This is a genomic window from Planobispora rosea (genome assembly GCF_014648175.1).
GTDB classification, from domain to species: Bacteria; Actinomycetota; Actinomycetes; order Streptosporangiales; family Streptosporangiaceae; genus Planobispora; species Planobispora rosea.
Genome location: NZ_BMQP01000036.1, coordinates 66,029 through 81,761, shown reverse-complemented (window position 1 = coordinate 81,761; position 15,733 = coordinate 66,029). Strand labels below are relative to the sequence as shown.

Sequence of the window (15,733 nt, the reverse complement as noted above, 5' to 3'; positions counted from 1 at the left end):
ATCACCGGCCACGAGGGTGTGTGGCTGACCACCAGCGACGAGATCGCCGAGCACTACGCCGGCTCCCTCACGACTACCTGAAGTCGCCGTTCCAGCGTGAGCCGGACCCTGTTCCAAGCCCCGACTCGCGCTGGAACGGCCAGTCGAAGAGCCGGAGAAGGCCGAACCGCTGGCCTGGGCAGTGTCCGCCCACCAGCACGCCGAGACGACGTGACACCCAGCCCGTGGGCACCATGCCGGTACGCGTGTGCGGCCTTGGCGTGGATGACCACAGCGCCAGGAGCACCACGGCCCCGGTATGCGCCGTCAAGAACACCGCGTACCGGACTCCCCTATGTCTGGATTCATTCTGATATGGGCGAGCTTGTCGGGGTTGGCCACCGAGTGGATCGTGTGGACCATGCCGTCGGCGATGTCGAGCTGGATCACGCCGATCACGCGGCCTTCGGCGTCGAGCTTGACGGCGCCCGGCCAGCCGTTGACCCAGGCCGGCCGGAGGGAAACCCCCAGGATCCCGGCCCGGCGGAAAACACCGAGGATAAGTCGCATGACGGGCAGTCGCCCGACCAGCCGCTTTCCGAAGGCCTGCGCCTTGCCGCCACCGTCTCCGCGCAGCACTACGTCGGGCGCGAGCATGCCGAGCAGCGCGTCCATGTCACCGCCCGCGGCGGCCTCGAAGAACCTGCGGGCGAGTTCCTGGCCTTCCGCCCGTCGCTCGGGAGGAGGCATGCCGCCGGCCACCTGCCCTCCGGCAGCGATGCGCCGCCGGGCGCGGGCGAAGATCTGTCGGCAGTTCACCTCGGTTTTGCCGGTGATCCGCGCCACGTCCGAGTAGCCGTATCCAAACACCTCACGCAGCATGAACACCGCCCGCTCCGTCGGCGAGAGAGCCTCCAGCAGCACCAGGAACGCCATCGACAGAGAATCGGCCAGCTCGGCGTGCTCGGCCGGTCCTGAGCTGTCGGCGGGCATGACGATCGGCTCGGGTAGCCAGTCGCCCACGTAGGTCTCCCGCCGCACCCGCGCCGAACGCAGGTAGTTGATGCCGAGCCGCGTCACCACCGTGGTCAGATACGCCTTCGGGTCGACAATCACAGTCTCTTCCTGATGTGCCCGGGTCAGGACGAGGAACGCGTCCTGCACGATGTCCTCGGCGTCGCCCACGGATCCAGTCATCCCGTAGGCGATGGAAAACAACAACGGCCGGTATCCGGCAGCCTCAGTCTCATCCATTGATGCCGGCATGAAACCCCTTCCCAACTCGCGATCGGAGGCCCTGGCGGAGCGCATCTGCATCCCGTTGCCCTGCAGATACTCGATGGGGGCGCGGTCGAACAGCACATCCTCGGCCGACTCCAGCGCGTCCAGCACCGCGCCCAAAGCGGTGCCGGTCGGCTCCGGACCGGACACCTCGCCTACCCGATCGGCCTTGGGCCGGGTGAATTCTGCCTGCGCATCGTCAGTGCGGTACTTGAGCAACACGGTCGGTGGACCGTCCTTGAACGGAAAGGTCCGCATCGACCGCTGAGGTTCAGCCCGAGTGACCGAATCGCTCTGGTCGTGACCCGGGAGCGCGCCGGGCAGGTGGAAGGCGACCGCCATGTAGTTCAGCCGGCGCAGATACTTCTCGTGCGGCCCGAACGCCAGCCGCCGCACCGTGGAGCGCAGCCCGTCGGCGCCGACGACCAGATCGAAGCGCTCGGTCACCGAGGCCCCGCCGACGGTGTCGGTCAGCGTGACGGTCACCCCGTCGGCCTCCTGCTCGATACGGGTCGGCACGGTGGCATACCGGATCTCGACATCGGACGGCAGCGCGGCGAACCCGGCTGCTTTGACGTCTCCCCGCGCCATCATCCATGGCCGGCCGGGAAAGTCTTTGAAACCCAGTCCGGGCCGGTCCCCGCCCATCCGGTCGATGTCATGGCTGACGCCGTCCGCACCGCGATCGGTGATCCTGTCCAGGATGCCCAGGCACTGGGCGACGGCACGGCCCGCGTCGAACAGCGCGATGAAGTATCCGACGGACCGCCGCCCGGTGGCTCGCTCGATGCTGACCGGCGTCCAACCGATCTGCCGCAGCCGCAGAGCTGCCGCGACCCCACTGATGCCCAGTCCGACCACTGGAGCCCGGCGGCCGCCGTCGTTCGTCACGTCCATGAGGGGTTCTCCTGGGCAGCACGTGCCCGAAAAGCCGTCGCCCGGCCTGCACTGATGAAGGATGCTCAGGTTGTTGATCACTTCCGCCACGGTCCGTACGGCCTTGACCAGTGGTGTTGAACGGAGGTCGTATCGACCCGGATGGCCAGCTGAAGCGGCTGCGCCGGGCCCCGGCCATCGGTCGGGATCGATCCGATCCGATACCGCCTGTGCCGCCCGCTGCAGCGGTCAGCCGGTGAAGGACTCGGGGCCGAAACGCCCCCACGCCACGAAGGCGGCCAGGGCGAGATAGACCAGGTTCCCCGCAGCCGACATGACCTCGCCACGGCGCAAGTGCGTGATCATCGCGCCGATCATCAGCACCACCACACCGACCGCCGCCACCGGCACCAGAACCGGCGCGATGCCGGTCACGGCGGGCAGGATGAGTCCTATCGCCCCCAGGACCTCGACGGCCCCGAGGAACTTGAGGAACCCGACGCTGAAGTCCGCGGTCCATCCCGCGCCGCGCATGGCGGCCATCTTCTCCCGGGGCACGATCAGCTTGCCGACGCCGCCAGTGAGGAGGACAACGGCCAGCAGCCCGGCGCCGATCCACAGAGCGAGGTTCATGAGATCCCTTCCATTAGGGTCGTGGGGTGAGGCCGGTCCGGAAACAGGAGCGGCGGTCGGTGCCCGGGCCGTACCACTGACGCAAGGCAGCAGCACGGCCGTGTCTTACTCGTCATCTGTGCTGGCCGGGCTGGTAGCCACCGGCGGGCTGCTGGGTGATGACGTTGAAGCGGTTGACGGCGTTGATGAGGGCAATGAGCGCGACCAGGGCGGCAAGTTGGTCCTCGTCGTAGTGCTTGGCGGCATTGGTCCATGCTTCGTCGGTGACGCCACCGGCGGCATCGGCGATGCGGGTGCCCTGCTCGGCCAGCTCCAGGGCGGCGCGTTCCGCCTCGGTGAACACCGTGGCCTCGCGCCAGGCGGCGACCAGGTTGAGACGGGTGGAACTCTCCCCGGCGTGCGTGGCCTCCTTGGTGTGCATGTCGATGCAGACGGCACAGCCGTTGATCTGACTGGCGCGGAGCATCACCAGCTCGCGTGTCGCGGCCGGTAGCGTCGAGTCCGCGAGCACCTTGCCCGCCGCAACGAGGTGCTTCAGAGACTTGCCTGCGACCGGGTTGCCGAAAAGGTTCAAACGAGCATCCATTGTGGGCTCCTCGTCGTTGTTCGCTGTCGCCCCTTTCAGACACCGCAGCCCCAGGGCCTGTGACCGCAGCCAAGTGTGAGGTGCGTCTCAGCCTCTCCGCGCGATGACTACCTGCCGGCCGCCGAAAGCCGGCGGAGATCAGTCCCGGTCACGGTCGAGACATCGGTGAGATCCGTTGCTGCGTGCCGAGGCGGCCGATGCTTCGATCGCCGCCTGCTGCCCAAGCTGACCACGCCGCTCAGCACCGAGCGGGCCGCCCCGCCCCTGAACGGCCGCGGTCAAGGCGCTCGATGATCCGGTCCGGCTGCGGTTGCTGTCAGTGATCGCATCCCGGCCCCACGATGTGCGTGTCCCAGCTCACTCCTGCCTTCGAGCCGTCCCAGCCGGGAATCTCCTACCTGAAGCTGCTGCGCCAGGGCGGCCTTTCCGGGAAGGCGCGCAGGTCGCCGGCTTGGCCGTAGACCTCGTCGGCGGTCACCCAGTGGGCGTGGGCCCCGGCGGCCTGGGCCGCGTCGATCATCTGCGTGGCCAGGGCGGACGTGGTGGCGAAAGGCGTCCGGTCGGGGATGGCGGCGGTGCGGCAGCGGGCGGGATCGGCTGGCGGGCCGCGTACGTAGGCGGTGGCGGTACGGCGTGGCTCGACGCGGCCGAAGTGGATGCGGCTCATCAGGTCGTTGAAGGTGACCAGCCAGCCGTGGGGAGTCTACGCTGTCGCCTGCGGCCATCACGCGATCTTCAGATGTCCTCACAAACCCCGATGATCACGTGGTGGCCGTCTGCGTGTGACCTCAATCGGTGAGATCTCGAAGTGTCACCGGAGTACTAGAGCATGGCCTTCATCGAGGCGCCTGCCTGCTGCCCGATGGTGGTCGGGGTCAGGTAGGGCTGCTCGGCCATGATGGCCTCCCAGTTGTCCCTGATGTCCTCGACCGTGTGGTCGTCCTGCTTCCAGCCGGGCCCCTCCGCCACGAACACCCGCGCGATCCGGCCGCCGCCGACGCTGAAGACCTCGCCGCTGGTCTCACAGGACTCGTGCGCCAGGTACGTCACCAGGGTGCTGACCCGCTCGGGGGTGAACTTGGCCTCGAACTCGGCCGGGAGCAGCGCCTCGGTCATCCGGGTCCAGGCGATCGGGGCGATGGCGTTGGCCCTGATGCCCGCCCGGGCGCCCTCGATGGCGAGGGTCTTGGTCAGGCCGACCAGGCCCATCTTGGCCGTGGAGTAGTTGGCCTGGCCGAAGTTGCCGAACAGGCCGGCCGGCGAGGAGGTGTTGACGATCCGGCCGTAGCCCTGCTCCTTGAGGTAGGGGAACGCCGCGTGGCTGACCAGGAACGAGCCCCGGACGTGGACGGCGAGGACCGCGTCGAACTCCTCGACCGTCATCTTGCCGAACGACTTGTCACGCAGGATGCCCGCGTTGTTGATGACGATGTCCACCTGCCCGAAGCTGTCGAGCGCGGCCTGCACGATCGCCTTGGCGCCCTCGGGGGTCGCGACGTTGTCGGTGCTGGCGACCGCCTCGCCGCCGTTCTTGGTGATCAGTTCCACCACCTCGGCGGCGGGGCCGGTGGACGCCCCGGTGCCGTCCAGGGCGCCGCCGAGGTCGTTGACGACCACCTTGGCGCCGCGTTCGGCCAGCGACAGCGCGTGCGCCCGGCCGAGACCGTGCCCGGCACCGGTGATGACCGCGACCCGGCCGTCAAACCGCAGCTCTGACATCAGCGACCCTCCCAGGAGAAGCTACGAGAATAAAGTTCTAGTCCTGCTGAAGGATAACGTGCCCGCCCTCGCGAAGCCATGACCGGGCGCCCGCAGCGGGAGAACGGGGCGCAGAGACCGGAGAACGGGACAGGAGGAGCGCGACGGGAGAGAATATGCGCGGGGAGAATGGGAGGTCGCGGATAGTGTTCTTCTTATAGCTTTCTGCTAAAATTTCTCCCCCGCACCTGGCGTGGGTCGACGACGACGCACTTCCCGGCACGGCCCCCGCCCACAACCTCCGGGTGGAGGCTCCACATGCCCTCTTCACCGCCGCTCCGCGTGATCCAGTGGGCCACGGGCGCCGTTGGCAGATATTCGCTCCGCAGTCTGATCACCCGCCCCGAGTTCGAGCTCGCCGGCGTGTTCGTCTACGACCCGGCCAAGGCGGGCAAGGACGCCGGACAGATCGTCGCGCTGCCCGAGACCGGGGTCGTCTGCACCGACGACGTCGATCGCGTCCTCGCCCTGGACGCCGACTGCGTGCTGCACACACCGCTGCCCGCCTCCTACTTCGGCAACGACCACGCCAGCGACGTCGAGACGATCTGCGCCCTGCTCGCCTCGGGCAAGAACGTGATCACCACCACCGGTTTCGTCCATCCCCGGTGTTACGGCCCCGGCGTGGTGGAGCGCCTGGAGGCCGCCTGCCGCGCGGGCGGCACCTCCCTGCACGGCACCGGCATCAACCCCGGGTTCATCAGCGACCTGCTCCCCCTCGCGCTCACCGGCCTGTCCAGCCGGATCGACCACATCTACGTCCGCGAGACCTCCGACTTCCGCGGTCACCCGTCCCGGCAGATCGTCGTCGACCTGTACGGCTTCACCCGCTCGGCCAAGGACTACACGACCGCGGTGCGCCCGTTCCGCGCCTTCCAGCGCGCGCTCTTCACCGAGAGCGTGCAGTTCGTGGCCGACGCCCTCGGCGTCACGCTCGACGAGGTGGAGGAGAGCGACGAGTTCGAGACCTCCCAGGAGGAGTTCGAGATCGCCGCCGGCACGGTCCGCCCCGGGACCGTGTGCGCGTCCCGCTGGACGTTCTCCGGCCTGGTCCGCGGCCGTCCCTTCATGACCGTGGAGTGCGTCTACAAGGCCGACGCCACCCGGGTCCGGCGCTGGACCGCCCCCGGCTCCGCCATCCACATCGAGGGCGTTCCCGAGATCATGGTCAGCCTTGAGGAGATCTCCCACGGACTGTCCGGCGCCGCCGCCCACGCGGTCAACGCCATCGCCGCCGTCTGCGCCGCCCCGCCGGGCATTCGCACCCTCCTCGACCTGCCCCTGGCGACCGGCCGCGGCACCGTCCGCCTCGCCTGAGCCGCGCCGCCCGCTCCCCTCTCCCGGTCCCCGGATCTCCGGTCTCCTGATCTCCCGGTCTCCCGGTCTCTCGGTGGCCGGGTTCAGGAGGCCGGGCCGGGATCCCGGTCCGGGTCGCGGAAGGAGATCCGCACGCAGGTTCCCTCGCCCGGCTCGCTCTCCAGCCGTACGGTGCCCCCGTGCAGTCTGACGATCTTGTCGGCGATGGCCAGTCCCAGCCCGGTGCCCGCGACCGCCTGCTCCTCCATCTCCGGGGCGCGGTAGAAGTCCTCCAGGACGTGGGGCAGGTCCCGGGCCCCGATCCCCATCCCCGTGTCGCGGACCTCCACCGCCGGCTCCGGATCGGCCGTGACCTTGACGCTGACCGCGCCACCGGGAGGGGTGAACTTGACCGCGTTGTCCAGCACGTGGCGCAGCGCGATCCTGAGATACCCGGCGTCGCCCAGGATCTCCGCCTCCGACGACGCGTTCACGTGCACGGCGTGTTCCTTCAGCTCCGCCCGTTCGGCGACGTCGCCCACCGCCCGGCGGACGATCTCGGCGAGGCCGGTCCGCTCCGGGGTGAAGGGGACGGTTCCGGCGTTGAGGCTGGCCAGCAGGAGCAGCTCGTCCAGCAGCGTCGTCAGACGCTCGTTGTTGCGCTCCATCACCGCCAGGAACCGGCGCTCGGTCTCCTCGTCGAGCCCGCCCTCCTGCAGGAGCTGCAGGGCGCTGCGGATCGAGGTCATCGGGGTGCGCAGCTCGTGGTTGATGCTGCTCAGGAACTGCTCCTTGAGCCGTTCCAGCTCGCGCAGGCGCGGGACGGCCCGGCCGGTACGGCGGGCGTGGTGGTGCAGCTCCAGCAGCGTGGCGGCGTTGCGGGCCAGAGCGGTCAGGGTCGTGCGCTGCTCGGGGGTCAACCTGCGCGGGCGGTGGTCCAGCACGCACACGGTGCCCAGGGCGTGGCCGCGGCTGCTGAGCAGCGGGACGCCCGCGTAGTAGCGGACGTACGGCTCACCCGCGGCGACGGCCTCCTCGCGGTAGCGCTCGTCGGCGAGGATGTCCCGGATCTCCAGCAGATCGTTCCCGCAGACGGTGTACTTGCAGTATCCCTGCTCCCGGTCGGCGCAGGTCCAGGTGACGCCCACCCGGCCGCGGAAGTGCTGGCGCGTGTCGTCGATCAGGTTGACCAGCGCGATCGGGACGTCGCAGAGGTGCGAGGCCAGCATCGCGATGGCGTCGAAGTCCGGCTCCACCGGAAGCTCCAGCGCCTCCAGCTCCTCCAGATCGTGCAGCCGCTCCGCCTCGTCGGAGGGGATCGGCACCCTCGCCATCGCGTTCCCCCTCGTTTCCCGGCACCCGCCGGAACCGGGCGCCCCGGCCCGTGCCACCGGACGCGCCCCGCGGCGCGCCGACCCGGAGACCCAGCTCAGGCACAGGTTACGCCAGGGAGGTCCCGTTCTCCGGCGCCTCCCCCCCGGTGTGTCCGCCGACGTGTTCCCGCCCGCCGTCTCTCCGCCCGCGACCTCTCCCCGCCGTGTTCCCGCCCGGCGCCTTCCACCCGCCGCCGTGCGAGCGGCGATCAGGCCGGGTACCAGAGGTCGGGCTCTCCGGGGACGCGGCGCAGGCGGTCGCGGGCCTCCAGCCAGACCAGGTGCGCCAGGGTCTCGTTGTTGGCCGCCCGGCGCATGAACGAGGGGATGGTCTCCCAGGGGCGCGACCACGTCAGCGCGGTCGCGGTGTCCCAGCAGGTGATCCCGCCGGCCGCGGCGACCGCCGCCTCGATCTCGGCCAGCCGCTCCTCGTGGTGGGCCATCACGTGGTCGACCCGCTCGGCCAGTTCCAGGAACCGGTACTCGTGCGCGGGCAGGACCTCGTCCACGTCGAACTTGCGCACCGCCGCCAGCGCGTCGAGGTAGTCGGCCAGCGGGTTGGGCGCGGACTGCGGGTGCACCGCCACGATCGGAGTGATCTTCGCGAGCACGTGGTCGCCGGAGAACAGCAGCCGCCGCTCCCGCTCGACGAAGCAGAGGTGGCCCGGGGAGTGGCCGGGCGTCCAGATCGCCTGGAGGTCCCAGCCGGGCAGGCCGAGACGGTCGCCGTCCTCGATCAGCCGGTCGGGCTTGGCCATGGTCACGTAGTGCCGGATCATCATCGAGGCCCCGGCCAGCTCGTCCAGCGTCGCCCGGGGCACCCCCGAGCGCACCAGCAGCGCGCGCTCCTGCGCCACCAGGTCGTCCACCGCGTCGTCGTCGTAGCGGTCGTGCAGCAGGCGGGAGTCGGCCGGGTGCAGCCCGATCCAGGCCCCGGACACCTCGCGGATCCGCCCGGCGAGGCCGTAGTGGTCGGGGTGGATGTGGGTGACCAGGACCGCCTTGACGTCCGTCATCTCGTACCCGGCGGTCCCCAGGCCGGCGGCCAGCGCGCCGTACGCCTCGTCGGTGTTCCAGCCCGCGTCGACGATCGCCACCCCGTCGGGCAGTTCGAGGGCGTAGACCAGCACGTAGCGCAGCGGGATGGCGGGCAGCGGCACCGGGATCGACCACAGTCCCGGCCGGACCCGCTCCGCCTCCGGAAACCCTCCGCTCCGCCACGCCTCCCGCTGCGCCTCGCTGGCCGGCGTCACCACAGTCATCCCCGATCTCCCTTCGACGCCCCCGATTCTGCCCCCTGCACCGAATTATGTTCTACTCGGGGTGTCACACGGCGGCCCGGGGTCCGCCCGGCGGGCCCCGTACGGTGAAACCATGAAGCTGGGAAACGAGATCGAGGGCGACGGGCGCTTCGTCCGCCAGCCCAACCGGTTCACCGCCCGGATCGAGGAGGGCGGGGAGCACCCGCCCGAGCCGGGCCGCTATCAGCTCTACGCCTCCTACGCCTGCCCGTGGGCGCAGCGCTCGCTCATCGTCCGTGAGCTGCTCGGGCTCCAGGAGGTGATCGGCGTGACGATCGTGGATCCGATCCGGGACGAGAAGGGCTGGCGGATGCCCGGCGGCGACCCGGTCACCGGCGCGGAGTACCTCTCGGAGCTCTACCACGCGACCGACCCGGACTTCCGGGGCCGCTACACCGTGCCCGCCGTCTGGGACCGTACGGCCGGGCGCCTGGCCACCAACGACTACCCGCAGATCACACTCACCCTGGAGACCGCCTTCGCCCCCTGGCACGCCGAGGGCGCTCCCGACCTCTACCCCGCCGCGCTCCGCGGGGAGATCGACGCGCTGAACGACGTGATCTACCACGGACTCAACAACGGCGTCTACAAGGCCGGGTTCGCCACCTCGCAGGAGGCCTACGACGAGGCGGTCGTCAAGGTCTTCGAGACGCTCGACATGCTGGAGGAGCGGCTCTCCACCCGCGCCTGCCTGCACGGCGACGCGCTCACCGAGAGCGACGTCCGGCTCTACACCACCCTCGCCCGGTTCGACGCGGTCTACCACTCCCACTTCAAGTGCTCGATCCGCCGCCTGGTCGACTATCCGGCGCTGTGGTCCTACGCCCGCCGCCTCCACGCGATCCCCGCCTTCCGCGACACCACCGACTTCGACCAGATCAAGCGGCACTACTTCGTCACCCAGACGAACATCAACCCGACCGGGATCGTGCCCGCGGGCCCGGAGCTGGACTGGACGGCCCCCTGACGGCCGCCGGGCTCCCGGCGTGAAAGTTTCATCGGGCAAATCAGACATCGGGCCGGTCGGCCTCCGGCCGCGGAGGCCGGTTCGTTGACGGCGGGGGAACCCTCTGGAAACAATCAACGGGCCCCCTGAATGGGAGCGCTCCCACGCGGTCGTTCACCCCCCGAAGGAACCCCCGTGATCAGACCCCCCAGCTGGCTCACCCTCGCCGTGGCCGCCGCCGTCTCCGCCGGCATGGTCATGCTGACCCCCTCCTCCGCCGCCGCCGACGGTCCCGAGCAGATCGTCAACGGCACCTTCGACTCCGGCACGGCTCCCTGGTGGAGCACGGCCAACACCACCCTGGAGGTCGCCGACGGGCGGCTCTGCGCCGACATCCCGGGCGGCACCGCCAACCCCTGGGACGTCATCGTCGGCCAGAACGACATCGCCCTGGTCAAGGACGAGACCTACGAGTTCTCGTTCTTCGGCGCCGCCGACCCCGGCCGGGTCGCCAGGGCCCTGATCCAGCTCCCGGTGGACCCCTGGACCCAGTTCCTCGCCGTCAACCCCGAGCTGAGCGTGTCCGGCAACGACTACTCGTACACGTTCACCTCTCCCGTGGACCTGCCGAACGCCCAGGTGGCCTTCCAGATCGGCGGGAGCGCGACTCCCTGGAGGTTCTGCGTGGACAACGTCTCTCTCAAGGGAGGCGCCGAGCCCGACGTCTACGTCCCCGACACCGGCCCCCGCGTCCGGGTGAACATGGTCGGCTACCTGCCGACCGGCCCGAAGAACGCCACCGTGGTCACCGAGAAGACCGAGCCCGTGGCCTGGAAGCTGGAGCGCGACGGGCAGAGCGTCGCCGAGGGCGAGACCGTCCCGCGCGGCGTGGACGCCAGCTCCGGCCAGAACGTGCACACGATCGACTTCAGCTCGGTCAGGACCCCCGGGACCGGGTACACGCTCACCGCCGACGGCGAGACCAGCCGCCCGTTCGACATCGGCGCCGACCTCTACGACGAGCTCAAGACCGACGCGCTGAAGTTCTACTACACCCAGCGCAGCGGCATCGAGATCCTCGACAGCCTGCGCCCCGGGTACGGCAGGCCCGCCGGGCACGCCGGGGTCGCGCCCAACCAGGGTGACGTCGAGGTGCCCTGCCAGCCCGGCGTCTGCGACTACACGCTCAACGTCAGGGGCGGCTGGTACGACGCGGGCGACCACGGCAAGTACGTGGTCAACGGCGGCATCTCCGTCCACCAGATCATGTCCACGTTCGAACGGACCAAGGCCGACGGCACGCACAAGGACGGGGACCTGGACATCCCCGAGAGCGGCAACGGCGTGCCCGACATCCTCGACGAGGCCCGCTGGGAGCAGGAGTTCCTGCTGAGCATGCAGGTCCCCGACGGCGAGCCGCACGCCGGGATGGCCCACCACAAGATCCACGACGCCGCGTGGACCGGCCTGCCGCTCATGCCCCACCTCGACCCGCAGAAGCGCGAGCTGCACCCGCCGTCCACCGCCGCCACCCTCAACCTGGCCGCCACGGCCGCCCAGGCGGCACGGCTGTTCGCGCCCTACGACCCCGAGTTCGCCAAGCGGAACCTCGCGGCGGCCAGGAAGGCGTGGGCGGCGGCCAAGGCCGACCCCGCGCGCTACGCCGACCCGGCCGACGGCGTCGGCGGCGGCGCCTACCCCGACAACGACGTGACCGACGAGTTCTACTGGGCCGCCGCCGAGCTCTACATCACCACCGGTGAGAAGGAGTTCAGGGACTACGTCACGGCCTCCCCGCACCACACCGCCGACATCTGGCGCGAGCGGGGCTTCGACTGGGGCAACACCGCCCAGCTCGGCCGGATCCAGCTCGCCACGGTGCCCAACGCCCTGCCCGACCGGGCCCGGGTGCGCGCGTCGGTGCTGGAGGGCGCCGACAAGTACCTGGAGATCCAGAAGGCCCACCCGTACGGCCTGCCGTACAACCCGCCGGACTTCGACTGGGGCTCCAACAACCTGATCCTGAACAACATGGTCGTGATGGCCGTGGCCCACGACATCAGCGGTCAGGCCAAGTACCGTGACGGCGTGCTGGAGGGCATGGACTACATCCTCGGCCGCAACGCGCTCAACCAGTCCTACGTGACCGGCTACGGCGAGGTCGCCTCCAAGAACCAGCACAGCCGCTGGTACGCCCGCCAGCTCGACCCGTCCCTGCCCAACCCGCCGCGGGGCACCCTGTCCGGCGGCCCCAACTCCGCCATCCAGGACCCGGTGGCCCAGGCCAAGCTCCGCGGCTGCAAGCCCCAGTTCTGCTACATCGACGACATCGAGTCGTGGTCCACCAACGAGCTGACCATCAACTGGAACTCCCCGCTGTCCTGGATCGCCTCCTTCCTCGCCGATCCCGTCCCGGCGGGCGACTGCAAGGTCGCCTACACCAACCACGGCCAGTGGCCGGACGGGTTCAACACCCAGATCACCATCACCAACACCGGCGAGGAGGCGATCGAGGGCTGGACGCTGAAGTGGGCCTTCCTGGGCGGGCAGAAGGTGCGCCGGCACTGGAACACCGAGCTGTCCCAGGACGGCGCGGCCGTCACCGCGAAGAACCTCCGCTGGAACCGCGTCATCAAGCCCGGCGGCTCGGTCACCTTCGGCTTCCTCGGCGCCGACGGTCCCGGGGCCAACCCCAAGCCGGAGCGCTTCCTGCTCAACGGCGCCCTGTGCCGCTGAGCCCCTGACGGCGCACCCCGCCGTCACCCCCTGACCAGGGCGGCCGCACTCCTCCGGCGGCCGCCCTGCCGTCTGTGTGGGCGGAGAACTCAGTAAATTTCGTGTTTGACAGCGGTCTCGGTGAAACGTGTAGAAGGATGATCCCTCGACCGGAAACCGATGATGCTGGAGGTTCTCCTGGTGGGGAAGAGAACGACCCGTCCTGCGGTCGCCGTACTGGCCGCCCTGGCGTTCACCTGGCCCCAGACGGGCACCCCCGCGGCTGCCGCACCGGGCGGCCCGGCTCAGAAGTCCCACGCCTCTTCGACGTCCCCTCCTCCGCAGCGGGCCGCGCAGGCCCCGGGGGAACTGCTGAAGAATCCCGGGTTCGAGGGTGACCACACCGGTACGGCCCCCGGCTGGCGGGTCAACGCCTGGGGGACCCCGGCTCCCGGGGCGCGCCTGACCCCCGAGGACGGACAGGCCCACGGAGGACGGCGGGCCCAGCGTTTCCAGGTGGACACCGCGCCCGAACGCGTCCACCTGACGCAGGGGCACCGCTTCACCGGCGGGCGGACCTACCGGGCGAGCATCTGGGTCAGGGCCGCCTCCCCGGTCACGGTGACCCTCCAAGTGCGCAGCGACGACTCCGCCAAGGACTTCTACCAGGCGTTCGCCGTCCACACGACGGAGGTCGGCACGCGGTGGCAGCGCATCGAGGCCACCGGTACGGCCCCGCACGACATGTCCGGCTCGTTCCGCGTCTTCCTCGGCGGTCCCGGCACCGTCACCGTGGACGACGCGAGCCTGACCGAGGTCTCCCCCGCCGGGGACTCCGGCCTGAAACCCTCCGGCGGCCCCGTCCCGGCCGACTACTTCGGCATGCACCTGCTGTGCCGGGGGTGCTACGGCGACAGCTGGCCGTCGATCGGGTTCGGCCTGTGGCGGATGTGGGACAACGGGGTGCGCTGGCGCGACCTCGAACCCCGCCGGGGCGAGTGGAACTTCACGATGATGGACTACTTCATGAAGTCCGCCGCCGACAACCGCGTCTCGGTCCTGTACACGCTCGGCGTCCCCCCGCTGTGGGCCGCCTCCAACCGCGAGAAGGGCGCCTACGGGCCGGGCTCGGCGGCCATGCCCGCGAGCCTCGCCGACTGGCGGCGTTACGTGCGCACCGTGGCCACCCGGTACAAGGGCCGCATCCAGCTGTACGAGATGTGGAACGAGCCCGACTACCACAAGTTCTGGAACGGCACCCCCGCCCAGCTCGCCGAGCTCACCCGCGCCGCCGCCGAGGAGATCCGCAGGGCCGACCCCGCCGCGAAGATCGTCTCTCCCGGCATCACGATCAACGGCCTGAACTGGCTGGACCGGTATCTGGCCGCGGGCGCCGGCGAGCACCTCGACGTCGTGGGCGCGCACGTCTACTTCGGCCTGCGCCCGGAGAGCGTCGCCTCCCGGGTCCGGAACGTCAAGGGGATCATGAAGGCGCACGGCCTCGGGAATCTCCCCCTGCGCGTCACCGAGGGGGCTCCGCTCGGCACCGCCTCCACCCCCGGGCCGGCCGTGGGCACGACCTCGCGCGCGCTGGCACTGTTCTGGGCGTACGGCGCGTCCGGGTTCGACTGGTACACCTGGGACCGCCACGGCGACAGGGTCATCGAACTCTCCGGCGAGGACAGGCGCACCCCCACCGCCGCGGGCAGGGCGTACGCGCGGACCGTCACCTGGCTGCGCGGCGCCCGCATGACCGGCCACACCGTGGACGGCGCGGGCACCCACGTCATCACGCTCACCCGCCCGGGCGGATACACCGCCCGGATGATCTGGAACGAGCGCGGTGTGGCGACCGTCGCGGTGCCCGGCGACTGGCGCGTCGATCGCTGGTCCGACCTGACGGGACAGCCCCGTGACGCCTCCCCCCGGAAGATCAACGTGGACGGCAGGCCGATCCTGCTGGAGAGCGGCCCCCGGCAGTGATCCTCGCTGCGGGCGGACCGGCCCCCGCGGCCCCGGCCCCGGGCCCGGTCCGCCCGGTCCGCCCGCAGTGCCCCTCGGCGACTCTCGGCGACTCCCGGCGACCCGCGATCCCGCGCAGGACACCCCCTAAACTGGCGCCGTGATCGAGGACATCTGGATCGACCCCGCCGTCGCCGAGCTCAGACCGGACTTCGCCGTACTGGCCATGGGCGTGTACGGCCTGCGCAACGGCCCCGCGGACGACAGGTCCCGGGTCTGGCTGGCCGAGGCGGCGGAGAAGGCCGTGACGGCCGGGGACCCGAAGGTCGAGGCGTGGCGGGAGGCCTACCGGGCGTTCGGCGCCAAGCCGCAGCGGACCCGGCCGTCGGTGGACGCGCTGGTGCGGCGGATGCCGCTGCCGGAGATCAACCTGGTGGTCGACGCCTACAACGCGATCAGCGTGCGGCACGGGCTGCCGATCGGCGGCGAGGACCTGGCGCACTACGAGGGGACGGCCAGGCTGGTCCGGGCGGCCGGGGACGAGCCCTTCGACGTGGTCGAGAAGGGCGAGCCGGCGATCGACCACCCCGAGATCGGCGAGGTCGTCTGGCGGGACGACCGGGGCGTCACCTGCCGCAGGTGGAACTGGCGGCAGTGCGTGCGGACCCGCATCACCGAGGAGACCGTGGACGCGCTGTTCCTGCTGGAGCGGCTCGCGCCGATGTCCGTGGAGGAGCTGCGGGCGGCCGGGGACGAGCTGGCCGCGCTGCTGGAGGAGATCACGCCCGGCGTCCGGGTGGAGTCCAGGCTCGTCGCCGCCGCCGGGAGCCCGACGTAAGATTGCTCACTTCACGCCCGGAAGGCCAGGTCACCGCCGTGAGACAGGCGATTAAGGGCGACCCTTTTCCGCCCTCCTGAGAGGATCCGGCCCCGACCGGGGACCAGACGGGCGCAGGTCCCGGTCCAGGAGAGTAGCCTTGGACAGGTTCTCTATCATCAACGCCGATCTGCGGAAGAGGGCGATTTC

12 protein-coding genes are annotated in these 15,733 nt (G+C 70.5%); 5 read left to right on the top strand and 7 right to left on the bottom strand.

Going from position 1 to position 15,733, the window contains the following annotated elements:
• Positions 1-306 precede the first annotated feature (306 nt).
• The 5 genes from sigJ to IEZ08_RS28995 all read right to left on the bottom strand — a co-directional run bounded on the left by sigJ (position 307) and on the right by IEZ08_RS28995 (position 5,074).
• Positions 307-2,157: an RNA polymerase sigma factor SigJ gene (gene sigJ, locus IEZ08_RS39850; protein WP_229803608.1), complete on the bottom strand. Its 1,851-nt coding sequence runs from the start codon at positions 2,155-2,157 to the stop codon at positions 307-309.
• Positions 2,158-2,385: 228 nt separating this feature from the next.
• Complete coding sequence (locus IEZ08_RS29010) at positions 2,386-2,769, bottom strand: DoxX family protein (protein WP_068926763.1); 384 nt, start codon at positions 2,767-2,769, stop codon at positions 2,386-2,388.
• 112 nt (positions 2,770-2,881) lie between these two features.
• A complete protein-coding gene (locus tag IEZ08_RS29005) occupies positions 2,882-3,355 on the bottom strand; it encodes a carboxymuconolactone decarboxylase family protein (RefSeq protein WP_068926765.1) in 474 nt (157 codons plus the stop codon).
• 394 nt (positions 3,356-3,749) lie between these two features.
• Complete coding sequence (locus tag IEZ08_RS29000) at positions 3,750-4,022, bottom strand: transposase (protein ID WP_068926767.1); 273 nt, start codon at positions 4,020-4,022, stop codon at positions 3,750-3,752.
• 155 nt (positions 4,023-4,177) lie between these two features.
• The gene (locus IEZ08_RS28995; RefSeq protein WP_068926769.1) at positions 4,178-5,074 is read right to left on the bottom strand and encodes an SDR family oxidoreductase; all 897 of its coding nucleotides are present in this window, start codon (positions 5,072-5,074) and stop codon (positions 4,178-4,180) included.
• Between the two features lie 297 nt (positions 5,075-5,371).
• Here IEZ08_RS28995 and IEZ08_RS28990 point away from each other — a divergent pair, with 297 nt between their 5' ends.
• Complete coding sequence (locus tag IEZ08_RS28990) at positions 5,372-6,430, top strand: NAD(P)H-dependent amine dehydrogenase family protein (RefSeq protein ID WP_068926771.1); 1,059 nt, start codon at positions 5,372-5,374, stop codon at positions 6,428-6,430.
• 83 nt (positions 6,431-6,513) lie between these two features.
• On the opposite strand, the gene IEZ08_RS28985 is transcribed toward IEZ08_RS28990, so the two are convergent.
• Both IEZ08_RS28985 and IEZ08_RS28980 read right to left on the bottom strand, forming a co-directional pair.
• Entirely contained in the window at positions 6,514-7,743 is a 1,230-nt protein-coding gene (locus IEZ08_RS28985; RefSeq protein WP_068926773.1) for a GAF domain-containing sensor histidine kinase, read from the bottom strand.
• A gap of 248 nt (positions 7,744-7,991) precedes the next feature.
• A complete protein-coding gene (locus IEZ08_RS28980; protein ID WP_189243378.1) occupies positions 7,992-9,044 on the bottom strand; it encodes an MBL fold metallo-hydrolase in 1,053 nt (350 codons plus the stop codon).
• Between the two features lie 112 nt (positions 9,045-9,156).
• Between IEZ08_RS28980 and IEZ08_RS28975 the strand changes: the two genes are divergently transcribed.
• The 4 genes from IEZ08_RS28975 (at position 9,157) to IEZ08_RS28960 (ending at position 15,544) form a co-directional block, all read left to right on the top strand.
• Positions 9,157-10,050 (top strand): glutathione S-transferase family protein, encoded by an 894-nt coding sequence (locus IEZ08_RS28975; RefSeq protein WP_068926777.1) that lies wholly within the window; start codon positions 9,157-9,159, stop codon positions 10,048-10,050.
• 231 nt (positions 10,051-10,281) lie between these two features.
• Positions 10,282-12,765 (top strand): glycoside hydrolase family 9 protein, encoded by a 2,484-nt coding sequence (locus IEZ08_RS28970; RefSeq protein WP_141704455.1) that lies wholly within the window; start codon positions 10,282-10,284, stop codon positions 12,763-12,765.
• 180 nt (positions 12,766-12,945) lie between these two features.
• Positions 12,946-14,727 (top strand): GH39 family glycosyl hydrolase, encoded by a 1,782-nt coding sequence (locus tag IEZ08_RS28965; protein WP_189243377.1) that lies wholly within the window; start codon positions 12,946-12,948, stop codon positions 14,725-14,727.
• 139 nt (positions 14,728-14,866) lie between these two features.
• Positions 14,867-15,544, top strand: a complete 678-nt coding sequence (locus tag IEZ08_RS28960) for a B3/B4 domain-containing protein (protein ID WP_068926783.1) — start codon at positions 14,867-14,869, stop codon at positions 15,542-15,544.
• The last annotated feature ends 189 nt before the right edge of the window (positions 15,545-15,733 follow it).